We start from the raw sequence: 21,224 nt of genomic DNA on the forward strand, positions 1-21,224 counted from the left end.
CCTGTAGTGTGTACGTCTGGCCCCTCACGAAGGATGAGGGGCACAATCACCGCGTATTACTTACCGCCCAGTCCTTTTTTCGCCAGCTCCTCTTTGAAGTTGTCGCGGGTAATCAGCACCACGTCGGTCACTTCGGTAAATTTCGGCGGCTCAGCCCCTTTGGTGACCCAGTTGTAGAGCATCTCACTGGATTTATAGCCGTGAACGTCCGGGCTTGGCAGCAGAGAACCGTAGAAGCCGGTAGCCTGCGCTTTGGACAGCTCGCTGACGGCGTCAACGCCGTTGATGCCAATCCCGATCACGTCAGGCGCTTTAAAGCCCTGGCCTTCCGTCGCGCGTACCCCACCCAGCACGGTGTTGTCGTTCATGCCGACCACCAGCCAGTGTTTGACCTCCGGATGCTGAACCAGCATAGAGTTCGCGGCGTCGAAAGCGCCCGGGATATCGTTAGATTTGGTAGGGACTTTGTAGATCTGTTTTTCCGGGAAACCGGCCGCTTTCAGCGCGTCCATTGAACCGGAAGTACGGCGACGTGCGGTGTCCAGCTCGTCTGCGGTAATGGCCATCACCGCAGTCTCTTTGACATCCCAGCCGCGCTTTTGCATCTCTTTATAGAGTTCCTGCCCCTGGCGTTCGCCAATTTTGGTCGCCGCCATCATCACCAGCGGGACGCTATCCATCGGCTTGCCTTTGGCGTTAACGAACTGATCGTCAACCGCGATGACCTTCATATCGTAACCGCGCGCTTTCGCCGCGATGGCCGAACCGAGCTTTGGATCCGGAGTACAGATAACGAAACCTTTCGCACCGCTGGCCGCCAGGCTGTCGATGGCGTTCAGGGTTTTCTCACCGTCAGGCACGGCGATTTTAATCACTTCAAAACCTAAATCTTTCCCGGCTTTATCGGCGAATTTCCACTCAGTCTGGAACCAGGGCTCTTCGGGCTGTTTTACCAAAAAACCGAGTTTTAAATTCTCAGCGATAGCGGATTGTGACATAACGGCAGCCAGACCGATGGCCGCCAGCGCTTTAGTAAATTTGTGCATGGTAAACTCCAGCTTTAGCATTCTTTTCTGTAGGGAATATGTGCGTGCTTCTTATTTAATCGGACTTAAAACAAGGCATTAGCGCTTACCTCGTCATAAGCGTTATTGCTGGTGATAGTTTTAGCGGGAAATTAATCATCCATAAGAGAGCCCCATCACACCGCAGAATTACAGTAATTGCGTACATAAATTCAGCGAAAAATGACATAAAAAAGGCAGGATTTGTCAGACAAATGAAAGTGGGTTAAGCAGAATTATCCATAAGATTAGCTAAGAAATCCCTGATACCCCTCAGTGGACTAAACGTCATCCGGTGTTAAAGGGGTTCAAGATGTTTTTCATCAAAAATGCACCAGGCACCTGAACACGGTTATTCCGCAGAATTTGATTTAGCGTAATTTTATTAGCACATCATATATTCGAAAACATTAATCCGTATTTCTCTTTTTCACGGAGTATTATTCCAACTTAATATTTTCGAAAGAGTAACAGTGTATCTCTGCAATAAAAAATGTTAATTATTAGAGCATTAAACTATATTCAATTCATGGCGAGCTGATTGCATTTCTGTACTATATTAAACTTTGTAATGTATGGTAAATACAGCCCAATTAAGAGTTTTCTTAGACCAAAGACAAGGGTATGCTTATTTATATCGAACACAGGAAGTGAATTTCGGTCGACTTCGGTCACGGCAGAATGTGTATTTCTGCTCTTTTCTTCATATTTGCCTGACGCTCAGGTTAAGCAACGGACATCACGTCCCACAGTCAATAAGGATATGAGTATGGCTACCCAAACGATGATGCAAAAACTTAACGCGCAGATGAACCTTGAGTTCTACGCCTCGAATCTGCACCTTCACTTAAGTGCGTGGTGTGCCGAGAATAGCCTCACGGGATCTGCCACATTCTTTCGCTCTCAGGCGCAAAGTAACGTCACCCATATGATGCGTGTCTTTAACTTCCTGAAAGCCGCAGGGGCAAATCCTGTCGTTAAAGCCCTTGATGGGATCAATGAAAATTACTCTTGCCTGGAAGAACTGTTTCAGAAGACGCTTGAAGAGTATGAACAACGCTGCAGCACTCTCAACAAACTGGCCGATGAAGCCAAAGCGCAGCAGGATATTACGACGCTCAGATTCTTACGCGATATGGATAAAGAGCAGCAGCAGGATGGCCTGCTGCTGAAGACGCTGGCGGATGAGATCCATAATGCGCAGCAGGCGGGTTTATGTCCTGAGCAAACCGACCGTCATCTGCTCGACATCGTGGCGGTGCAGCACCACTGAGTTTTTTGGCCTGCTCCCATTCGGAGGAGCAGGCTCCCTTCACGTCTCCAACCTTCTGCTTTTGCTGAAATTTAACAAATCAGATCTGGCTCCCAATGATTAACCACACAACGTGTGATGATTTATTTAGTTACATAATCATTGACGAGGGAGCATCATGATCACCATTGAGTTTGTTGTCATTCTCCTCTGCCTGCTGACGGGTACGCGTTTCGGCGGTATGGGGCTCGGGTTAATTAGCGGTATTGGTCTTTTTATTTTATGTTTTGTCTTTGGTCTGCAACCGGGTAAGCCGCCGGTAGACGTTATGCTGACCATCCTCGCGGTGATTGGTTGTGCCGCTACGCTGCAGACTGCGGGTGGCCTCAACGTCATGATGCAGTTTGCTGAACGTCTGCTGCGCAAACACCCACAGCACATCACCCTGCTCGCCCCATTCACCACCTGGATGCTGACCTTTCTGTGCGGCACCGGGCATGTGGTCTATACCATGTTCCCCATCATTGCGGATATCGCCCTGAAAAAAGGGATCCGCCCCGAGCGCCCCATGGCCGTGGCATCGGTCGCGTCGCAGATGGCGATTACCGCCTCCCCCGTGTCCGTTGCCGTGGTGTCGCTGGTGTCTATCCTGGCGGCCCAGCATGGTATCGGCCACGCGTGGGGGATCCTGGAAATTCTCGCCGTGTCGGTTCCCGCTTCACTTTTCGGCGTAGCTATTGCTGCCCTGTGGAGTTTACGCCGCGGAAAAGATTTGGCGGATGACATGGAGTTTCAGGAAAAGCTGAAAGATCCTAAGCAGCGCGAGTTTATCTACGGTGGAACGGAGACGTTAATGAATCAGCGTTTCCCTAAACAGGCCTACTGGTCCACGTGGATTTTCTTTGCCGGTATTGCCGTGGTCGTTTTGCTGGGTGCGTTCCCTGAGCTGCGCCCCGCCTTTGAGCTGAAAGGCAAAATGACGGCGCTGTCGATGAACCTTGTTATTCAGATGATGATGTTAATTGCAGGGGCCGTGATGCTAATGGCCTGTAAGGTCAACGCGTCGGCGATTTCCAACGGCGCGGTGTTTAAGGCCGGTATGGTCGCGATCTTCTCGGTGTTCGGCGTGGCGTGGATGAGCGATACCTTTTTCCAGGCGCATCTCGACGAGTTAAAGCTGGCGCTGGAAGGCGTCGTGAAAAGCCACCCGTGGACGTATGCTATTGTGCTGTTTCTGGTGTCAAAACTGGTGAACAGCCAGGCGGCTGCGCTGACGGCCGTTGCGCCTATGGGCCTCATGCTCGGCATCGACCCGAAAATGCTGATCGCCTTTTTCCCTGCGTCATACGGCTATTTCGTCCTGCCGACCTACCCAAGTGATTTGGCCTGCATCGGCTTTGACCGTTCAGGCACCACCCGCATCGGCAAATTTATCATCAACCACAGCTTTATTCTGCCTGGGCTGATTGGGGTAAGCTGCGCGTGCGCGGCGAGCTACCTGCTGGTCCAGACGTTCTTCTGACAGTATCAAGGGGCGACACATGCCGTCGCCCATTTCCCGGTTTTAGTGGGATTCACCCTGCGGCGTGAATCGCAGTTCAATCAGCGCGATGGCTTTCTGGATCGCACGAAGCGTAACCGGATCGGCGGCAGCGGGATGGCTGGCGAAATCGATGTTTTTCAGCTGCGTAGACATCTTCTCGCGCACTTCAACCGGCGCAATCACGTCAAGAACATCAAGGATTTGTTTGATAACCAGCTGACAGGCGACAACGTCAGAGACCAGTTCCTGATCGGCGCTCAGGTTTTGTGACATGGGGTTTTCTCCTTATTTAAAGGCCGCCATAGTAGCAAAACACACCCCTGGCATCTTCCCTTCATCGCCTGCAGGTATAAAAAAACCCGCCGAAGCAGGTTTTTTTATCAGAACATGGCGCCCGGCGGCACGTCTTTGAAGGTGCGGCAGTAATTGGCCCACATACTTTTCAGGATTTTGCGCAGTTTCACGATGATGCTCCATTAACTTGTTATACAACTTTATTATCAACGTGCCTATAATATGACCACCATCACAAAAATCAACACTTTTGTGATGCGCATCACATTTATATCAGGGCATGGCCTGAAAGCGCTCACCGCGGACCCGTTGCGAAGAGTGAGGGCAGATTGTCCGGCTATTCCAGCCATTGCAGCGGGCATCTGCGGGTACGATAACGTATTTCCATCCACTCAGAGCGAATCATGAAAAGAGTCATTGTAGCCGGTACAATCCTGCTGCTCGCGGGATGTACCATTAACCGCCAGGCTGAAGTCAGCAGCCTCGACGCGCCGAACGGCATCGTCCGCCTCGACTACGGCCAGGCTGCGCTGCAAAATGCGTATTCCGATGAGTATGTGAATAACGGCACGGCGGCAAAAGCGTGTCAGAGCATGGGTTATGCCACTGCCTCAGCCTATGGTCAGCCCATTAAAACCTGCACTCTGACCAGCGGCTCTTTGTGCCTGAACGAGAGCGTGACTATCCAGTATAAATGTATGGGTTACGCCGTTAATCCTAAGTCAACTAATCCGTGGTATTAATCGAAGCTGCCAGCGCATGCTGGCAGTTTATTTCATTACGAACAAAAATAATTCTCATTAATAAGTTATAAAAATCGCCAATGCGTTTTATTCCCATTCGTATTTTAAATAAATAAAATAAAGATTTTACGTTTTGCAAATAATTAAATAACAAATTATAGTGTCGCTCATTGTGAACCAGAAATAATAATCCGGAGCGTCACCATGCTGAAAACTGAAATGATCGACAAGCTCAACGCACAAATGAACCTTGAGCTTTTTTCATCCCTGCTCTACCAGCAGATGAGCGCCTGGTGCAGCTACCACAGTTTCGAGGGCGCTGCCGCGTTTCTGCGTCGTCACGCTCAGGAAGAGATGACCCACATGCAGCGTCTGTTTGATTATCTGACAGATACGGGCAGCCTGCCGCGCATTGAAACCGTGGCATCACCGTTCGCTGAGTATAATTCTCTTGATGAACTGTTCCGCGCCACCTACGAGCACGAGCAGCTTATCACGCAGAAAATTAACGAACTGGTTCATGCCGCGATGACCAGCCAGGATTATCCAACCTTTAATTTCCTGCAGTGGTACGTCGCTGAGCAACACGAAGAAGAGAAGCTGTTTAAATCCGTGCTGGATAAATTATCTCTGGTCGGGAAATCCGGCGAAGGTCTTTACTTTATCGATAAAGAACTCTCCACTCTTGATACGCAGAATTAATTTCAGCGCGGTGCCGGTTTCCGGCACCGCGTTAATTTACATACACCCCGCACAGCTGGTGCAACGCCAGTCATGGGGATTCACGGCCTGGTAAAAATAGCGGTAGCTGGACGTCTCCAGCGGAATACCCACCTCGAAAAACAGATCCGTTAACCAGTCGACATTCTCGATGATCCACTCATCTTCCTGTAAGCCTTGTGCAAAGGTTTCATCTTCAGGATCAATAACCGAATAGATTGCCCAGGTGCCCATATCCTTTTCGCGACGGGACTCGGGAAGGTTCAGGGGCTGATTCTGCCAGCTGATTATCCAGTGACCATGGCACAACAGGTTACCACCCCGGCTCCATGCCGCGGTAAAGGGATTCTCCCCTGCCATAAGACCCTCACTTAATTTGATAATTTGTATTTATTGTTTACGTTACGCCGGAATGTCGCGCAGCAGTATTGCCCTTATGAGGTAGGCACAGGCCTGGGTCATTAATACGTAAATAATTTTTTACACCACTTGTAACGGTGATTTGACGAGTAACGGCTTTTCCCTTACTCTGCGCCGCAGATTTTGTCGCGGTTAAGAAGCGTTGTAGAGGAAAGCGTGAAAAACAGAACTCTGGGAAGTATTTTTATCGTCGCCGGAACGACAATTGGCGCAGGAATGCTGGCAATGCCCCTGGCAGCCGCGGGCGTGGGATTTGGCATGACCCTGCTGCTGCTGGGAACGCTCTGGGCGCTGATGTGTTACACCGCACTGTTGCTGCTTGAGGTTTACCAGCACGTACCCGCCGACACCGGTCTGGGTTCGCTTGCGGCGCGCTATCTCGGACGCTACGGCCAGTGGATAACCGGCTTTAGCATGATGTTCCTGATGTATGCCCTGACCGCCGCCTATATCAGCGGCGCCGGAGAGCTCATCGCCTCCAGCGTCAACGACTGGTTTGGCTCTGACATTACCCCTGCGACGGGCGCCATCTTCTTTGCGCTCATCGGCGGCGGCGTGGTCTGCGTGGGCACATCCCTGGTCGATCTGTTTAACCGTTTTCTGTTCAGCGCTAAAATTCTCTTCCTGATTGTCATGCTGGTGCTGCTGGCGCCGCACGTGCACAAGGTTAACCTGCTGACGCTGCCGCTGGAAAAAGGGCTGGCGCTCTCCGCGATCCCGGTCATTTTCACCTCGTTTGGCTTCCACGGCAGCGTGCCGAGCATCGTCGGCTATATGAACGGCGATATCCGAAAACTGCGCCGCGTCTTTGTTATCGGCAGCGCGATCCCGCTGATTGCCTATATTTTCTGGCAGCTGGTGACGCTGGGCAGCATTGACTCTTCAACCTTTATTGGGCTGATGGCGCAACACGCTGGCCTGAACGGTTTTCTGCTGGCACTGCGCGAGGTCGTCACCTCCCCACACGTGGAGCTGGCGGTACACCTGTTTGCCGACCTGGCGCTGGCAACTTCGTTCCTGGGCGTGGCGCTCGGCCTGTTTGATTATCTGGCCGACCTGTTCCAGCGCCGCAATACCGCGGCCGGACGGTTACAGACGGGCGCAATTACCTTCCTGCCGCCGCTGGCGTTCGCGCTGTTTTATCCGCGCGGATTTGTGATGGCGCTGGGGTACGCAGGGGTAGCGCTCTCGATCCTTGCCCTCCTCCTCCCTTCCCTGCTGGCATGGAAAAGCCGTCAGCAGCATCCTCAGCAAGGGTATCGCGTGGCGGGGGGAAAACCGCTGCTGTGCGTTGTGTTTGGCTGCGGGGTGGTGATTATTCTGGTGCAGGTGTTGATTGCAGCCGGGATACTGCCGGAAGTGGGTTAAATAAAAAAGGGGCTGTCATCAGCCCCTTTTTTATCAGTGCAAACAGCAGCTCTTAAACTTCTTCCCGCTGCCGCAAGGACACGGATCGTTACGCCCGACCTTTGTGCCGTTCACAATCGGCTTCTTCGCTTCCGGCTGCTGCGGGTTGTTTACCCAGTATTGATATAAACGCAGTGCCGCAGGCTGGATGCTCTCGATGCTGGCGATGTACTCCTCTTCGGACAGTTCATCCAGCTTGTCGCTGTTCTCTTCCGTGCCGTGCAGCGCAATCACCTCAAGATCGGCCTTCAGGGCTTCCGGCAAGGCAGACCAGTCCGTCAGCGCCACGCCGCGCATGTAGCCGTAGCACCACTCTTCCACCACGGTATAACTCTCACCGTCAACGTCGTTATAGCCAAACATCGGTTCGAACTGATCCGGGTATTCACTCAGGCGCTCGGCAATATCGTTCATGTGCTTAAAGCAGAGATCGATAAAACGGTTCATCTCACGATCGTTTTTCCAGCGCGGAATGTACTTCTCGCCACCCCAAACCGCCACCAGCCAGGCATCTGGCTCAACGACAACAGGACCGGAAAGCACTGCGGTAAGCATGCCGTCCAGTTCGGACACGTCAATTACGGACGCGTCATCATGACCGTAAGACATTAACGTCTCTTCAAGCCACGCCATTTCGCTTTCATTCAATGGGCCTTCAGTCATCGCTGATACTCCTGCAAAAAAGGAAACGATCCTAACACATATCTCACCCCTCTCCGGGCTGAAGTTTAGGTCTTTATTGCTGCAAAAACGTGCAAACCGTGAGCTTTGCACAACTTATGGGCTTTATTGTTAACGATATGTGATCTCCGCTGTAATTTCTTCTCCTCCCGCAAGGCGGCATAACGCGGCGCTCTATACTCAAACATGTCGCATGCTCGTCAATGGGTTAACCATTCTGGCAACGTTTTTGCTTAACGTTCTTCGCGCGCCCCTGCGCAGGGAAATCTCGCCGTAATATGCAGGATGCCGTCTGTATCTTGTTCGTTTAGTGCATTTTGTTCTTGCTCGTGTTTCGGATTGGCTGCGCCGTCGGGCGTTCGGGTTTACGCCGTGGTGCAAAAACCTCTTTGCTAAGGAACATAATAATGTCGCTGAAATTTATCAGAACTCCTCTTTCTCTTGTATTGGCCGGTTGCCTGGTGACGGCGTTTTCCGCCCGGGCAGATATTGTGATTGGCGTGGCCGGACCGTTCACGGGTCCGAACGCCACCTATGGCGATCAGTACTGGCACGGCGCTACGCAGGCCGCTGAAGACATTAATGCCGCAGGCGGCATTAACGGTGAGAAAATCAAACTGGTTCAGGGAGATGATGCCTGCGAGCCCAAGCAGGCCGTGGCCGTCGCCAACCGTTTAGTTGACCAGGATAAAGTCAACGCCGTGGTCGGCCATTTCTGCTCCTCTTCCACCATGCCCGCATCCGAGGTGTATAGCGACGCAGGTATTATTGCGATTACCCCCGGCTCAACTAACCCGCTGATCACCGAACGCGGCATGAGCGATATGTTCCGCATGTGCGGCCGCGACGACCAGCAGGGTCAGGTTGCCAGCGACTTCATCATCGACAAGCTGAAAGCCAAACGTGTGGTGATCATTCACGACAAAGACACCTATGGTCAGGGTCTGGCTGACGCCACCAAAGCGGCACTGGCGAAACGCGGGGTTCAGGATGTGATGTACGAGGGGTTATCCCGCGGTGAAAAAGACTTTAACGCGCTGGTCACCAAGATCGGCGCGCAAAAACCGGACGTCGTGTTCTTCGGTGGCTGTCACCCGGAAGCCGGTCCGCTGGTTCGCCAGATGCGTGAGCAGGGCGTACAGGCAAAATTCTTCTCCGGGGACTGCATCGTCAACGAGGAGATGGTGACCGCCGCGGGCGGCCCGCAGTATACCAATGGCATTTACATGACCTTCGGTAAAGACCCGCGCCTGATCCCGGACGGCAAAGCGGTTATCGAGAAATTCCGCGCCGGTAAATTCGAGCCGGAAGGTTACACCCTCTACTCCTATGCCTCCGTACAGGCCATTGCCGCGGCCTTCAAGGCCACCGGCGGCAAGGACTCCGCCAAAGCCAGCGAGTGGCTGAAGGCCAATTCCGTCGACACGGTGATGGGCAAAAAAGCCTGGGACAGCAAAGGCGATCTGAAAGTGTCTGACTACGTGGTTTACCAGTGGGACGACAAAGGAAAATATAAGGAAGTGCAGTAACGGGACGGAGTCACGCTCAACGTCGGCGGGCCTGCCCGTCGGCGCGTAATAAACATCAGGCTGCGCGGCTCGCGCAGCCTATAAAACGAGCGCGCTAAGATGAGTACATTCTTCCTGCAACAGTTAATCAATGGCTTAACGCTGGGTTCCGTCTACGGCCTGATCGCCATCGGCTACACCATGGTGTACGGCATTATCGGGATGATCAATTTCGCCCACGGCGAAGTGTATATGATTTCCGCCTATCTTTGCGCCATTGGCCTGGCGCTGCTCTCGTTCTTCGGCCTGCAGTCCTTCCCGCTGCTGATCCTCGGCACGCTGGTGTTCACCATTGTGGTCACCGGGGTGTACGGCTGGACTATCGAGCGTATCGCCTACAAACCGCTGCGCAACTCCACGCGCCTGGCGCCGCTGATCTCCGCCATCGGGATGTCGCTTATCCTGCAAAACTACGCCCAGCTGAGCCAGGGCCCGCGCCAGCAAGGGGTACCAACCATGCTGGACGGCGTTATTCGCCTGTATCTGGGCGAAGGGTTCGTGCAGATAACCTACACCAAAGTGTTTATCCTGGTTGCCTCGTTTGCCGGCATGCTGGTGCTCACCTGGATAATCAACCGTACCCGGCTGGGGCGGATGTGCCGTGCGGTCCAGCAGGATCGCAAAATGGCCTCCATTCTGGGCATTAATACCGACCGGATTATTTCGCTGGTCTTTGTCATCGGCGCGGCGATGGCGGGCCTGGCGGGGGTGCTGATCACCATGAACTACGGCACCTTTGATTTCTACGTCGGGTTTGTGATCGGTATTAAAGCCTTCACGGCGGCGGTACTTGGCGGCATCGGCTCCCTTCCCGGCGCGATGCTCGGTGGCCTTATCCTGGGCGTGGCGGAAGCGCAGTTCTCGGGCATGGTGAACTCGGACTATAAAGATGTCTTCTCGTTCGGCCTGCTGGTCATGATCCTTATTTTCCGTCCTCAGGGCCTGCTTGGACGCCCGATTGTGGCCAAAGTGTGAGGGAGAGAATGATGACATCACACGGTTTTTCACTTAAACGCTGCATTCTGGACGCGATTTTTTCCGGGCTGATTGCGCTGATTATCTTCGGCCCCATCGCGGGCGTGGTGCTGGACGGGTACAGCTTTAACTTCGCCGGGCAGCGACTGGCCTGGATGGTTGGCATCGTCATGTTCGGACGCTTTCTGTTGAGCGCCTTTTTAGGTACCGCCCCGGGGGCCCGTTTCCAGGCGCGCTTCGAGGCCGACAGCGCGGGCGTATATGTCCGGCCGCCGGAATACAAAAGCCGCATGCGCTGGATTATTCCTCTGGTGATTACCCTTGCGATTTGCTTTCCGTTTGTCGCCACTAAATATGTGCTGACCGTCGCCATTCTCGGGCTGATCTACGTGCTTCTCGGTCTGGGGCTGAACATCGTCGTGGGCCTGGCCGGTCTGCTGGATCTGGGATATGTCGCGTTCTACGCGATTGGGGCGTACGGTCTGGCGCTGGGGTACCAGTATCTCGGCTTAGGCTTCTGGAGTATGCTGCCGCTGGCGGCAATCATGGCCGCCGCCGCAGGCGCCCTGCTCGGCTTCCCGGTGCTGCGCATGCACGGTGACTATCTGGCCATCGTCACCCTCGGGTTCGGGGAGATCATTCGCCTGATACTGAACAACTGGCTGACCTTCACCGGCGGCCCCAACGGCGTGTCTGCCCCTCCCCCGACTTTTTTCGGTCTGGAATTTGGACGACGCGCGAAAGAAGGCGGCGTGCCCTTCCACGAGTTTTTCCACCTGACCTACAACCCGAACATGAAGTTTATCTTTATCTACGCGGTACTGTTCCTGATGGTGATGCTGGTGCTCTACATTAAGCACCGCCTGACGCGGATGCCGATTGGTCGGGCATGGGAAGCCCTGCGTGAAGACGAAATTGCCTGCCGCTCAATGGGGTTGAACCATGTTCTGGTGAAGCTTTCTGCCTTTACGCTGGGTGCGTCGACCGCGGGCATTGCCGGGGTGTTCTTCGCCACCTATCAGGGGTTCGTGAATCCAACCTCCTTTACCTTCTTTGAATCGGCACTGATCCTCGCCATTGTCGTACTGGGCGGTATGGGCTCGACGCTGGGCGTGGTGCTGGCCGCCTTCGTGCTCACGGTCACGCCGGAACTGCTGCGCAGTTTTGCCGAGTACCGCGTCCTGCTGTTTGGCATGCTGATGGTGGTGATGATGATCTGGCGTCCACGCGGTTTGATCCGCATTAACCGCAGCGGGTTTGCCGTGCGTAAGGGCGTCGCGCCATGAACGAAACGATATTACGCGTTGAACATTTGATGATGCACTTTGGTGGGATTAAGGCGCTAAACGACGTCAACCTGGACGTGCAGCGCGGCTCCATTACCGCCCTGATTGGGCCAAACGGGGCGGGAAAAACAACCGTGTTTAACTGCCTGACGGGCTTCTACAGAGCCTCCGGCGGCAACATTTTGTTTAACACCCGCAATAAAACGACCAACGTGATTCAGGTCCTTGGACAAAAATTCCAGCCGGGTGACTGGATTAACCCCGCGCAGTTCGGGCAACGTCTGTTCTACAAAATGTTTGGCGGAACCCACCTGGTCAACCGAGCCGGGCTGGCGCGCACGTTTCAAAATATTCGTCTTTTTCGCGAGATGTCGGTCGTGGAAAACCTGCTGGTCGCGCAGCATATGCGGGTGAACCGCAATCTGCTCGCCGGGATCCTGAATACGCCGTCCTACCGGCGGGCGGAAAGCGACGCCCTGGACAGAGCCTTCTACTGGCTGGAAGTGGTGGATCTGGTGGAGTGCGCCAATCGCCTGGCGGGAGAGATGTCGTACGGCCAGCAGCGGCGTCTGGAAATTGCGCGGGCAATGTGCACCGGGCCAGAAATGATCTGTCTGGATGAACCCGCCGCAGGGCTGAACCCGGTTGAAACGCATAAGCTGAGCAGCATTATTCGCTTTCTGCGGGATCACCATGACATCACGGTATTACTGATTGAGCATGATATGGGGATGGTGATGGAGATTTCGGACGACATTATCGTGCTCGACCACGGCGATGTGATTGCCAGAGGAAAACCTGAACAGATCCAGCATGATGAAAAGGTCATTGCCGCCTATCTGGGCACGGACGAAAGCGAGGTCTCCCTATGAGCGAACCGCTGCTGGCATTTCGCGAGGTGGATGTGTTTTACGGCGTCATTCAGGCGCTGAAGCAGGTCTCCCTTGAGGTGAATAAGGGTGAAACCGTGGCGCTGATTGGCGCAAACGGCGCGGGTAAATCGACATTGCTGATGTCCATCTTTGGTCAGCCTCGTATCCGCAACGGACAGATCCTTTTCGGCGGTGAAGATATCAGCCATAAATCCACCCACTACGTCGCGTCCGGCGGCATTGCGCAGGCGCCGGAAGGCAGACGAATCTTCCCGGATATGACCGTTGAAGAGAACCTGCTGATGGGGACCATTCCCATCGGCAGCCAGTTTGCCGCTGAAGATATGCAAACCATGTTTGACCTTTTCCCTCGTCTTAAAGAGCGGCGTAAACAGCGCGCGATGACCATGTCCGGCGGGGAACAGCAGATGCTGGCAATCGCCCGGGCGCTGATGAGCCGTCCGAAGCTGCTGCTGCTGGATGAACCGAGCCTGGGCTTAGCCCCGATTGTGGTCAAACAGATCTTCCAGACGCTGCGCGAGCTGGCCCGCAGCGGTATGACCATTTTTCTGGTGGAGCAGAATGCGCACCACGCGTTGAAGCTGTCTGACCGCGGGTATGTAATGGTTAACGGGCAAATCCGGTTGAGCGGCAGCGGTGAGGAATTGCTGGGCAATCAGGACGTGAGGAAGGCGTATTTGGGCGGGGTGTGATTTGACACCTGCCGAATGGGCTTATGCCGTGATGAATCATTTCGGCACATACGGGATAGAAGCACTGGAGGATACGTTAGTCGATATCGCCTCTTTGTTTGGATTGCTTCCGGCAGTACTTACAGGTTTGTTAGTAAGAAAAGCAGTAAAAAGAATGTGACTTATGAGCCTTCAGGCTTAGCCTCGAAGGCCTTTTTGACTCGGAAACGCAAAACCCCGAAAGTTGGATACCCAACTTTCGGGGTTCACTTCATTTCTGTGGTTTCACGATAACGTCGTTAAATAAAACTGTCGTCGTCATTGCTGTAGTCGTCATCTACATCGTCGTTCTGCCAGGTGTCGTTATTATTGCCGAACGAATCGTTCTGGTTGAGGAAACGGGTGTCAGAGACGTTATTAACGTCGCCGTATTGATTACCGACAAACGGTTCACCACCGACGGGCATTGTCGGTTCTTCGATAATGTTCACGATCTCTTCCGGCCGCGACTGATGAAACATGCTGGTAAGCATCTCGGCCAGCGCGATGCCACCGGCCACGCCAGCGGCTGTCTGGAGCGCTCCAGCCATAAAACCGCCGCCGCGAGTAGCCGGCGCTGGCGCCCGTGAGTAATCCTGCGCTGGTGGCTGTTGCGGCTGGGCATTCCAGCTGTTGTCAGGCTGCGGGTTACTTTTCCCACCACCAAACAGGCCGCCGAGGAAACTGCCGCCCGTCGAGGGTTTGCTTTTTTGCGCGGCTAATTCGCTTTCAAGCTCCTGAACGCGGGCCTGCAGGCGTTTCAGGGCCGCTTCCTGAATCAAAATCGATTGCGCCATATAGTAGGGGGCCGCAGGCTGCTGCCTGACGAATTCAGCGATCTGACGCTCTGCATCTGCGTCCCGCTGGCTGTTTTGTTGTCCGGCCTGTTTCAGACGCTCGAAAAGGCCGTTGATAAGCTGCTGTTCTTCATATTGCATGACAATAACCTTCCGCTCTCCAGGGTGGATACCCACCAGTTTATCAGCGGCGGAAATCTGTGTCTGGGGAGTGAAATGTTTGTTTAAGATTGGTTGCAGGTTTGCTGAAAATCGCCCTGCTTTCCGGGCTTGATATTAGAGAGTTAGGCTTAACGTTCTGGTATGGCAGCAAATTCTCGGGCACAGCACGATCGTGATGACGATGAGATACGCTCACTTCGCGCTAAACTGGAGGCACAAAAAAACCACCTTTCGGTGGTTTCACGACACTGCTTATTGCTTTGATTATTCTTTGTTTTCCCATGGTAGCCGGAGTGGGACTTGAACCCACACAGCGCGAACGCCGAGGGATTTTAAAACTATAAGGAAGGTTAGAAATGGACAGCGCGAAATCCTGGCTGAAGAGTCTGGATGCTGGCGATTCCGGCTTCCAGGTTTCTGTAGCGCAGGGAATGCTCTCTTTTCCGGTTAGCATGTATTACCTCGGTTATGACTTCATAGACACGGCTCATCGCCATGCTAATTTTGATGATCGTGTGAGGATGGCGAACATGTTCAAACGAGGAATATCGGTTACTCAGGAAACTCAAAAAATAGTTAACGCTGTTATCAGAGAGTTCATGTCAAAAGTTAACATGGATAATATTCAGGGGATTGCACAAAATTTTACCGGCGTAATGGTTGGTAAATTCATATTCGCGGAGCTAACCGGAGTAAAACTAGATGCTGCCGTATCGTCACGCATTATGACCTCGTTCGCCCCTGGCGTGGTCATCGGAAGCGCTCTCACGATTGGCGCAGAAACATCGAGAGCTATCTATACGGCTAGAAAGCTTGAAAACCAGAACCCTGTACTCTACTACCGACTTAAGAGTATGGGGGATTTGGATCTTCTGTATTTTCTTGTTGAAGAAAAATTGAAACCTTTTCTTGACGCATGCAGCGTAGCAGATGTAGACAAGCATGAATTTAACGAAGTATGGAAATACTTTTTTGGTGGGTTATGAACACTCAGGACATTATCAAGTTAATAGCATCCCGAATTTTGCGCGGGTTGGGAATGGGAATTGCTTCTGCGGGCCTATTGTCCTGTATTTATTTCTTTTCATTTTCAAAAGACGAATCCCGTTTTATCTGGGGTGCAGCGTCTGGTGCTCTCATTGTCCTTGGTTACTTTATATACCGAATTGCGATACTCAAGGTTTTTGACGAACGTTGAAGACCTCAATTGCTCATACTCCATCAAAAAGCCCACCGATTGGTGGGCCTGGCGTTAGAGGGTCAGGCTTAACTGCTTCCTACCATAATGAGATGACGGAAAAGCATCGGATGGGATGAAATCAGCTGGTAACTTATCGCGTGGTGCGCGTTTGGTTGATGATCGCGGGGCAGTAATGCCCTCTTCTTGTGTCGAAGATGAATGGTGAAAAATAGACAATAAAAAACCACCTTTCGGTGGTTTATACGACACTGCTTATCATTGATTTTATTCTACTTTTCCCATGGTAGCCGGAGTGGGACTTGAACCCACACAGCGCGAACGCCGAGGGATTTTAAATCCCTTGTGTCTACCGATTCCACCATCCGGCCAGGGAAGAAAGTGGAGGCGCGTTCCGGAGTCGAACCGGACTAGACGGATTTGCAATCCGCTACATAACCGCTTTGCTAACGCGCCGTTAAATCTTTAAAGCTGACACCCGCTACTGCGCATGTCTTTAATTTGGAGCGGGAAACGAGACTCGAACTCGCGACCCCGACCTTGGCAAGGTCGTGCTCTACCAACTGAGCTATTCCCGCATGTCATCAAGTAACTGTCTAACCACTTGATTTCATTATCGTCCGACTGGCTGTGCCGCCGTTCGATGCGTTGCATTCTACTGATATGACGTTATGAGTCAACGTTATTTTTTACATCCCCGAATCGTTTGCTGAAATTTACGGCGAAACGATCACTGATCAAGCAAATCCCCGCGCGCAGCGTTCAAATATTGCAGCATGGACCACAGCGTCAGCACTGCCGCGACCCACAAGAGGCCAATCCCCGCCCACTCAACCCAGGCGTTCGGACGCCAGAGCATCCAGACCAGCGCGGCCATCTGCGCCGTCGTTTTGACTTTACCTATCCACGAGACCGCTACGCTGCTGCGTTTCCCCAGCTCCGCCATCCACTCGCGCAGTGCAGAGATGATGATCTCACGACCGATCATGGTTGCCGCAGGCAGCGTTACCCACCAGGTATGATAGTGCTCGGCCACCAGCACCATGGCGATAGCGACCATCACTTTGTCCGCCACCGGATCGAGGAAGGCACCGAAACGGGTGCTTTGATTCCAGCGGCGCGCCAGATAGCCATCAAACCAGTCTGTTACCGCTGCGATCAGGAAGAGCAATGCGCAGGCAAAAGGTGCCCAGACAACCGGCAGGTAAAACGCCAGCACAAAGAACGGGATGAGTACAACACGAAAAAGAGTGAGCAACGTAGGGATATTATATTGCATAGTGACGGTAACTATTTGTTGTCAGTAAAATTTAGCTCTATGTTGCTACAGAGCCCTCAATGTTTCAACGAGTAGTAGATCTTTTCTGCCAGCCCTTGCGAAATACCCGGCACTTTTGCAATTTCCTCCATGCTGGCGTTGAGTAATCCTTGCAATCCGCCCATATACTTCAGCAGCATCTGACGACGTTTTGGCCCCACGCCTTCGATCGTCTCCAGTGAACTGGTGTTTTTCACCTTCGCCCGTTTTTTGCGGTGACCGCTGATGGCGTGATCGTGCGATTCATCGCGAATATGCTGGATGACGTGCAGCGCCGGGGAGTCCGGCGGCAGACTGAAACCCTCACCTTCCGGCTCGAAGAACAATGTCTCCAGCCCGGCCTTACGATCGGCCCCTTTTGCGACACCCAGCAGCAGCGGATGGTTTTTATCCCAGCTGACATCAAGCGACTCAAATACTGCTTTCGCCTGGCCGAGCTGCCCTTTCCCGCCGTCAATCAGGATCACATCCGGGATTTTGCTCTCCTCTATGGCTTTACCATAGCGACGACGCAGCACCTGATTCATCGCCGCATAGTCATCACCCGGCGTGATCCCGGTGATGTTATAGCGGCGATACTCGGCTCGCAGTGGGCCATTCGCATCAAACACCACGCAGGACGCTACCGTCTGTTCCCCCATCGTATGACTGATGTCGAAACACTCCATCCGTTTCACTTCCGGAAGCTTCAGCAGCGCCGCCAGGGCCGTTAAACGCTGGTGCACCGTCGACTGCTGCGACAGCTTAGTGGTGAGTGCCGTCGCCGCGTTGGTTCGCGCCAGCTTGAGATAACGCGCACGATCGCCGCGCGGTTTGGTTTGAACATTCACCCGGCGGCCCGCCAGTTCAGAGAGCGAATCAGCCAGCAGGGTTTTATCGTCAAGATTAAAATCGAGCAGGATCTCAGAAGGCAACGTGCGCATCTGGCTCCCCTGCAGATAGAACTGGCCGACAAAGGTTTCCACCACTTCACCCAGCTCGGTACCGCCAGGGACCTTCGGAAAATAGCTGCGGCTGCCGAGCACTTTGCCCTGTCGAATGAAAAGAACGTGCACGCAGGCCATCCCGGCGTCAAAGGCGACGCCGATGACATCAAGATCGTCACCGGTATTTGAGACAAACTGTTTCTCCGTGACTCTGCGCACCGCCTGAATCTGGTCGCGGATACGCGCTGCCTCTTCGAACTCCAGAGCAGCGCTGGCTTTTTCCATCCGCGCGATCAGCTGCGTTAAGACCTGATCGTCTTTTCCGGCTAAGAACAGGCGCACATAATCCACCTGCTGCGCATACTCTTCTTCACTCACCAGTCCGGCCACGCACGGTCCCAGGCAGCGGCCAATCTGGTACTGCAGGCACGGGCGCGAGCGGTTACGGTAAACGCTGTTTTCACACTGGCGGATCGGGAAGATTTTTTGCAGTAGCGCCAGCGTTTCACGCACGGCATAACCGTTAGGGAACGGCCCGAAATATTCACCCTTCGCATGTTTTGCCCCGCGATGCATGGCGAGGCGCGGATGGGTGTCGCCGCTCAGAAAGATAAACGGGTAGGATTTATCATCCCGCAACAGGACGTTATAGCGCGGCTGGTAGAGCTTAATATAGTTGTGCTCAAGCAGCAGCGCTTCTGTCTCTGTATGCGTGACGGTAACATCAATATTCTGAATGAGTGAGACCAGCGCTTCGGTCTTACGGGAGGCCAGATTGCTGCGAAAATAGCTGGAGAGACGTTTTTTAAGATCTTTAGCCTTCCCCACATAGATAACCGTACCGCCAGCGTCATACATGCGATAGACGCCAGGCTGGCTGGTTACGGTTTTCAGAAATGCTTTTGAATCGAACACATCACTCACTGACTTAACAACGTCTCCGCATTACACAAACCATGTCGGATGGCCAGATGCGTCAGTTCGACGTCACCATGAATGTTCAGTTTACTGAACATCCGATAACGATAGCTGTTTACCGTTTTCGGGCTGAGATTCAGCTGTTCCGAGATCTCATTCACCTTCTGACCTTTGGTGATCATCAGCATAATCTGCAATTCACGCTCGGACAAACTGGCAAACGGTGATTCGGTTTTCTCGGGCTCAATCTGACTCAGCGCCATCTGCTGAGCGATGTCGGACGCAATATAACGCTGTCCGGCAAACACAGAACGGATAGCATTGACGACTTCCTGCGGTGCAGCACCTTTACTCAGGTAACCCGCGGCCCCCGCCTGCATTACTTTCGCGGGCAGTGGATTTTCGGTATGCACGGTCAGCATGATGACTTTGGTGTCTACAAAGGTACGCGCGATTTTGCGTGTTGCCTCAAGACCACCGATACCGGGCATGTTCATATCCATCAGCACCACATCGGCGGAGTTAGTACGGCACCATTTTACCGCATCTTCACCACAGCATGCCTCACCGGCAACTTTAATACCTTTAATATCTTCAAGAATGCGTCGTATCCCTGCGCGCACCAGTTCGTGGTCATCAACAAGAAGGACGTTGATCAAAGGAAATGTCTCCAGAATAGGGATAACGCTACTGAGTGATAATTTGGTTTATATTAACGGTTTTCCTGACAAGATTAAAACGTTAAAAAACCGGCTATTCGATTTTGCTCTCGTTTTTGGAAATTAGCCTGTACAGGCGGTGGAAAGAGAGGCCGTGTTTTTAGGGCTCTTGCGGCTTTTTTTAATCATCTGTATTCAAAAAGTTACAAAAAACTTGCAGGCTTTCCCTGCAAAAAAAACAGATCTCAAATTTTTGTAACAATAATTAACGGCAAGCGAGCCGGGCATAAGCAATTAATAGCCTGTAACAGCGCTTCAGTTTACCGGTACGTTCTGTTTACGCAATTAAACATCCACGTAAAAGTACGAAAAACAACCGCTGCATTTTTTGCTTCAGCTTGTGGTATACTCCGCCGCCTTGACTTTCGTCGTCGCGCTTTAGCGCCGTTTAATAATGAGGAAAATAAATGAGCACACCTGAATTTGCCACTGCGGAGAATAACCAGGAACTGGCACAGGAAGTAAACTGCCTGAAAGCACTGCTGACGCTGATGCTGCAGGCGATGGGCCAGGCTGATGCCGGTCGTGTGATCATTAAAATGGAAAAACAAATCGCGGAGATGGAAGACCAGGCTGAATCAGCGGTATTTGCTAACACCGTTAAACAAATCAAGCAAGCGTACCGCCAGTAACAAAAAACGGCTGGATGCAGTGCATTCAGCCGTTCGCTCGTCTGTCACGCAGAACGTTTTACGGAGTCAGATCAGTCCCGTTGCCGCCGCATAGCATGCGATCTGGGTCTTATTGGGCGCGTTAAATTTCTTCTGCATATTCTTCTGATGGAAGTTAACGGTATTCTCTGAGATCGAGAGAATGATCGCTATTTCCGCTGACGTCTTCCCTTCCGCAGTCCATTTCAGAATTTCACGTTCGCGCTTGCTGAATTTCATTTCGGGTGGCATGACCATCTCATGGTCAAAACGCATCAGAGAGGTTAAGGCCATTTGCACCAGCATTTGCAACCGCAGTTCTATTTCCTCATGGGATAATGGCCCTTCCTGTACACGTGTACGAGAAACAGAGAGGAAGCCGAGCGCATGATTTGGCAGCATCAGGCACTGCGTTATTCCCGCGCGTAAACCGTGGTCCTGGGCGCTATGCCATAATTCCTGCGCCTCAGCGAATAATGCGTCTGTCCAGGGAAGATGCCCCTGAATGAAATTCTCCGCTTTTAAAACCGGATCGATCGCGAAATAGTTCGCGGATTGATATTGCGCCATCCACAGCTTGGGGTAAGTGGTTTGCAGGGAGATCTTAGGGCGTGTAAATGGCACGGGATGGCGCACGCAGAGCGCGTAATAATCGAATTCCAGCGCCTGAGTTTGTCGCTCCAGCTCCTGATATACCTCGGCGGCACAGGTCAACTCCTGAAACCGGAGGGAGCAATCCCGTCGCCAGGTGAAAAAGTCTAAATCCTTCATACTTACTAAATGAAGCCTCTGAACAGATAATCATTATTATGGTGAATATAAGCTAACACAGAAAACTTTTTTCTAACCACAAAATATCGGCAATAGCACAATTAACTTTACTATCGATAAGGTTTATCCGAGCCGGATGGAATAAAAAAACAGAGGCTTCCACAAAGAGGGAGAATAATTTGCTCCAGGGTAATTTTCTGGAGCAAATG

The 21,224-nt window shown here is 52.6% G+C and carries 22 protein-coding genes, 3 tRNA genes and 1 pseudogene; 13 read left to right on the top strand and 13 right to left on the bottom strand.

The features are described 5' to 3' along the window. Positions 1-56: 56 nt before the first annotated feature. Complete coding sequence (gene araF / locus ACMGG5_RS20895) at positions 57-1,046, bottom strand: arabinose ABC transporter substrate-binding protein AraF (protein ID WP_024909787.1); 990 nt, start codon at positions 1,044-1,046, stop codon at positions 57-59. Positions 1,047-1,833: 787 nt separating this feature from the next. Here araF and ACMGG5_RS20900 point away from each other — a divergent pair. After that, positions 1,834-2,337, top strand: coding sequence for a non-heme ferritin-like protein (locus ACMGG5_RS20900; RefSeq protein WP_024909786.1), 504 nt, complete (start codon positions 1,834-1,836; stop codon positions 2,335-2,337). A gap of 157 nt (positions 2,338-2,494) precedes the next feature. Then, a complete protein-coding gene (locus tag ACMGG5_RS20905; RefSeq protein WP_008500406.1) occupies positions 2,495-3,838 on the top strand; it encodes an anaerobic C4-dicarboxylate transporter in 1,344 nt (447 codons plus the stop codon). 42 nt (positions 3,839-3,880) lie between these two features. Here ACMGG5_RS20905 and ACMGG5_RS20910 read toward each other — a convergent pair whose 3' ends face one another. Then, positions 3,881-4,132 (bottom strand): DUF2766 family protein, encoded by a 252-nt coding sequence (locus tag ACMGG5_RS20910; RefSeq protein ID WP_008500405.1) that lies wholly within the window; start codon positions 4,130-4,132, stop codon positions 3,881-3,883. Between the two features lie 107 nt (positions 4,133-4,239). Next, positions 4,240-4,323, bottom strand: coding sequence for a stress response protein AzuC (gene azuC / locus ACMGG5_RS20915; protein ID WP_014884364.1), 84 nt, complete (start codon positions 4,321-4,323; stop codon positions 4,240-4,242). Positions 4,324-4,557: 234 nt separating this feature from the next. On the opposite strand from azuC, the gene yecR reads away from it, so the two are divergent. Together yecR and ftnA are read left to right on the top strand one after the other, a co-directional pair. Then, on the top strand, positions 4,558-4,896 hold the full coding sequence (gene yecR, locus ACMGG5_RS20920; RefSeq protein ID WP_024909785.1) for a YecR family lipoprotein: 339 nt from the start codon (positions 4,558-4,560) through the stop codon (positions 4,894-4,896). Positions 4,897-5,100: 204 nt separating this feature from the next. Beyond that, complete coding sequence (gene ftnA, locus ACMGG5_RS20925) at positions 5,101-5,598, top strand: non-heme ferritin (RefSeq protein WP_014884366.1); 498 nt, start codon at positions 5,101-5,103, stop codon at positions 5,596-5,598. 36 nt (positions 5,599-5,634) lie between these two features. Here the strand turns inward: ftnA and ACMGG5_RS20930 are convergent, their stop codons facing one another. Beyond that, entirely contained in the window at positions 5,635-5,976 is a 342-nt protein-coding gene (locus tag ACMGG5_RS20930; protein ID WP_032646247.1) for a hypothetical protein, read from the bottom strand. Between the two features lie 216 nt (positions 5,977-6,192). Between ACMGG5_RS20930 and tyrP the strand changes: the two genes are divergently transcribed. After that, a complete protein-coding gene (gene tyrP / locus ACMGG5_RS20935) occupies positions 6,193-7,404 on the top strand; it encodes a tyrosine transporter TyrP (protein ID WP_420278465.1) in 1,212 nt (403 codons plus the stop codon). Positions 7,405-7,437: 33 nt separating this feature from the next. On the opposite strand, the gene ACMGG5_RS20940 is transcribed toward tyrP, so the two are convergent. Next, on the bottom strand, positions 7,438-8,106 hold the full coding sequence (locus tag ACMGG5_RS20940; protein WP_024909782.1) for a YecA family protein: 669 nt from the start codon (positions 8,104-8,106) through the stop codon (positions 7,438-7,440). 425 nt (positions 8,107-8,531) lie between these two features. Here ACMGG5_RS20940 and ACMGG5_RS20945 point away from each other — a divergent pair, with 425 nt between their 5' ends. The 5 genes from ACMGG5_RS20945 (at position 8,532) to ACMGG5_RS20965 (ending at position 13,538) form a co-directional block, all read left to right on the top strand. After that, positions 8,532-9,653 (top strand): branched-chain amino acid ABC transporter substrate-binding protein, encoded by a 1,122-nt coding sequence (locus tag ACMGG5_RS20945; protein WP_023312277.1) that lies wholly within the window; start codon positions 8,532-8,534, stop codon positions 9,651-9,653. A gap of 99 nt (positions 9,654-9,752) precedes the next feature. Next, positions 9,753-10,667, top strand: coding sequence for an ABC transporter permease subunit (locus ACMGG5_RS20950; RefSeq protein ID WP_420278466.1), 915 nt, complete (start codon positions 9,753-9,755; stop codon positions 10,665-10,667). Between the two features lie 11 nt (positions 10,668-10,678). Then, positions 10,679-11,953: a high-affinity branched-chain amino acid ABC transporter permease LivM gene (livM, locus tag ACMGG5_RS20955; protein ID WP_420278633.1), complete on the top strand. Its 1,275-nt coding sequence runs from the start codon at positions 10,679-10,681 to the stop codon at positions 11,951-11,953. After that, complete coding sequence (locus ACMGG5_RS20960; RefSeq protein ID WP_267215022.1) at positions 11,950-12,825, top strand: ABC transporter ATP-binding protein; 876 nt, start codon at positions 11,950-11,952, stop codon at positions 12,823-12,825. The genes livM and ACMGG5_RS20960 overlap by 4 nt, the downstream gene beginning before the upstream one ends. Beyond that, positions 12,822-13,538 carry an ABC transporter ATP-binding protein gene (locus ACMGG5_RS20965; RefSeq protein WP_157189387.1) on the top strand — a complete coding sequence of 239 codons (717 nt, stop codon included), beginning with the start codon at positions 12,822-12,824 and terminating at the stop codon, positions 13,536-13,538. The genes ACMGG5_RS20960 and ACMGG5_RS20965 overlap by 4 nt, the downstream gene beginning before the upstream one ends. Positions 13,539-13,816: 278 nt before the next feature. Here ACMGG5_RS20965 and ACMGG5_RS20970 read toward each other — a convergent pair whose 3' ends face one another. Further along, positions 13,817-14,494: a DUF2076 domain-containing protein gene (locus ACMGG5_RS20970; protein ID WP_248165066.1), complete on the bottom strand. Its 678-nt coding sequence runs from the start codon at positions 14,492-14,494 to the stop codon at positions 13,817-13,819. A 377-nt stretch (positions 14,495-14,871) separates the two neighbouring features. On the opposite strand from ACMGG5_RS20970, the gene ACMGG5_RS20975 reads away from it, so the two are divergent. Then, positions 14,872-15,501: a hypothetical protein gene (locus tag ACMGG5_RS20975; protein WP_420278467.1), complete on the top strand. Its 630-nt coding sequence runs from the start codon at positions 14,872-14,874 to the stop codon at positions 15,499-15,501. 496 nt (positions 15,502-15,997) lie between these two features. On the opposite strand, the gene ACMGG5_RS20980 is transcribed toward ACMGG5_RS20975, so the two are convergent. From ACMGG5_RS20980 to uvrY, 6 genes are all read right to left on the bottom strand, one after another. Continuing rightward, positions 15,998-16,084: transfer RNA gene (locus tag ACMGG5_RS20980), tRNA-Leu, on the bottom strand. Positions 16,085-16,095: 11 nt separating this feature from the next. Further along, a tRNA-Cys gene (locus tag ACMGG5_RS20985) sits at positions 16,096-16,169 on the bottom strand. A gap of 46 nt (positions 16,170-16,215) precedes the next feature. Continuing rightward, positions 16,216-16,291: transfer RNA gene (locus tag ACMGG5_RS20990), tRNA-Gly, on the bottom strand. A gap of 152 nt (positions 16,292-16,443) precedes the next feature. Next, positions 16,444-16,992: a CDP-diacylglycerol--glycerol-3-phosphate 3-phosphatidyltransferase gene (gene pgsA / locus ACMGG5_RS20995; RefSeq protein ID WP_023336158.1), complete on the bottom strand. Its 549-nt coding sequence runs from the start codon at positions 16,990-16,992 to the stop codon at positions 16,444-16,446. 56 nt (positions 16,993-17,048) lie between these two features. Continuing rightward, on the bottom strand, positions 17,049-18,881 hold the full coding sequence (uvrC, locus tag ACMGG5_RS21000) for an excinuclease ABC subunit UvrC (protein WP_024909772.1): 1,833 nt from the start codon (positions 18,879-18,881) through the stop codon (positions 17,049-17,051). Continuing rightward, positions 18,878-19,534: a UvrY/SirA/GacA family response regulator transcription factor gene (gene uvrY / locus ACMGG5_RS21005; protein ID WP_013096026.1), complete on the bottom strand. Its 657-nt coding sequence runs from the start codon at positions 19,532-19,534 to the stop codon at positions 18,878-18,880. The genes uvrC and uvrY overlap by 4 nt, the downstream gene beginning before the upstream one ends. A 373-nt stretch (positions 19,535-19,907) precedes the next feature. Here uvrY and ACMGG5_RS21010 point away from each other — a divergent pair. Continuing rightward, a pseudogene (locus ACMGG5_RS21010) lies at positions 19,908-19,976 on the top strand (hypothetical protein); the annotation flags it as partial. 25 nt (positions 19,977-20,001) lie between these two features. Continuing rightward, positions 20,002-20,226 (top strand): DUF2594 family protein, encoded by a 225-nt coding sequence (locus ACMGG5_RS21015; protein ID WP_008500345.1) that lies wholly within the window; start codon positions 20,002-20,004, stop codon positions 20,224-20,226. A 66-nt stretch (positions 20,227-20,292) separates the two neighbouring features. Here the strand turns inward: ACMGG5_RS21015 and sdiA are convergent, their stop codons facing one another. Continuing rightward, the gene (sdiA, locus tag ACMGG5_RS21020; RefSeq protein WP_024909771.1) at positions 20,293-21,015 is read right to left on the bottom strand and encodes a transcriptional regulator SdiA; all 723 of its coding nucleotides are present in this window, start codon (positions 21,013-21,015) and stop codon (positions 20,293-20,295) included. Between the last annotated feature and the right edge of the window lie 209 nt (positions 21,016-21,224).

The sequence above is a fragment of the Enterobacter sp. BNK-34 genome, from assembly GCF_048684445.1.
Lineage (GTDB): Bacteria > Pseudomonadota > Gammaproteobacteria > Enterobacterales > Enterobacteriaceae > Enterobacter > Enterobacter pseudoroggenkampii.

What these genes read in the sequence shown, in the direction of transcription:
- araF (WP_024909787.1), bottom strand. Translation starts at nt 1,046, where the DNA reads ATGCACAAATTTACTAAAGCGCTGGCGGCCATCGGTCTGGCTGCCGTT.
- ACMGG5_RS20900 (WP_024909786.1), top strand. Translation starts at nt 1,834, where the DNA reads ATGGCTACCCAAACGATGATGCAAAAACTTAACGCGCAGATGAACCTT.
- ACMGG5_RS20905 (WP_008500406.1), top strand. Translation starts at nt 2,495, where the DNA reads ATGATCACCATTGAGTTTGTTGTCATTCTCCTCTGCCTGCTGACGGGT.
- ACMGG5_RS20910 (WP_008500405.1), bottom strand. Translation starts at nt 4,132, where the DNA reads ATGTCACAAAACCTGAGCGCCGATCAGGAACTGGTCTCTGACGTTGTC.
- yecR (WP_024909785.1), top strand. Translation starts at nt 4,558, where the DNA reads ATGAAAAGAGTCATTGTAGCCGGTACAATCCTGCTGCTCGCGGGATGT.
- ftnA (WP_014884366.1), top strand. Translation starts at nt 5,101, where the DNA reads ATGCTGAAAACTGAAATGATCGACAAGCTCAACGCACAAATGAACCTT.
- ACMGG5_RS20930 (WP_032646247.1), bottom strand. Translation starts at nt 5,976, where the DNA reads ATGGCAGGGGAGAATCCCTTTACCGCGGCATGGAGCCGGGGTGGTAAC.
- ACMGG5_RS20940 (WP_024909782.1), bottom strand. Translation starts at nt 8,106, where the DNA reads ATGACTGAAGGCCCATTGAATGAAAGCGAAATGGCGTGGCTTGAAGAG.
- ACMGG5_RS20945 (WP_023312277.1), top strand. Translation starts at nt 8,532, where the DNA reads ATGTCGCTGAAATTTATCAGAACTCCTCTTTCTCTTGTATTGGCCGGT.
- ACMGG5_RS20950 (WP_420278466.1), top strand. Translation starts at nt 9,753, where the DNA reads ATGAGTACATTCTTCCTGCAACAGTTAATCAATGGCTTAACGCTGGGT.
- livM (WP_420278633.1), top strand. Translation starts at nt 10,679, where the DNA reads ATGACATCACACGGTTTTTCACTTAAACGCTGCATTCTGGACGCGATT.
- ACMGG5_RS20960 (WP_267215022.1), top strand. Translation starts at nt 11,950, where the DNA reads ATGAACGAAACGATATTACGCGTTGAACATTTGATGATGCACTTTGGT.
- ACMGG5_RS20965 (WP_157189387.1), top strand. Translation starts at nt 12,822, where the DNA reads ATGAGCGAACCGCTGCTGGCATTTCGCGAGGTGGATGTGTTTTACGGC.
- ACMGG5_RS20970 (WP_248165066.1), bottom strand. Translation starts at nt 14,494, where the DNA reads ATGCAATATGAAGAACAGCAGCTTATCAACGGCCTTTTCGAGCGTCTG.
- ACMGG5_RS20975 (WP_420278467.1), top strand. Translation starts at nt 14,872, where the DNA reads ATGGACAGCGCGAAATCCTGGCTGAAGAGTCTGGATGCTGGCGATTCC.
- pgsA (WP_023336158.1), bottom strand. Translation starts at nt 16,992, where the DNA reads ATGCAATATAATATCCCTACGTTGCTCACTCTTTTTCGTGTTGTACTC.
- ACMGG5_RS21015 (WP_008500345.1), top strand. Translation starts at nt 20,002, where the DNA reads ATGAGCACACCTGAATTTGCCACTGCGGAGAATAACCAGGAACTGGCA.
- sdiA (WP_024909771.1), bottom strand. Translation starts at nt 21,015, where the DNA reads ATGAAGGATTTAGACTTTTTCACCTGGCGACGGGATTGCTCCCTCCGG.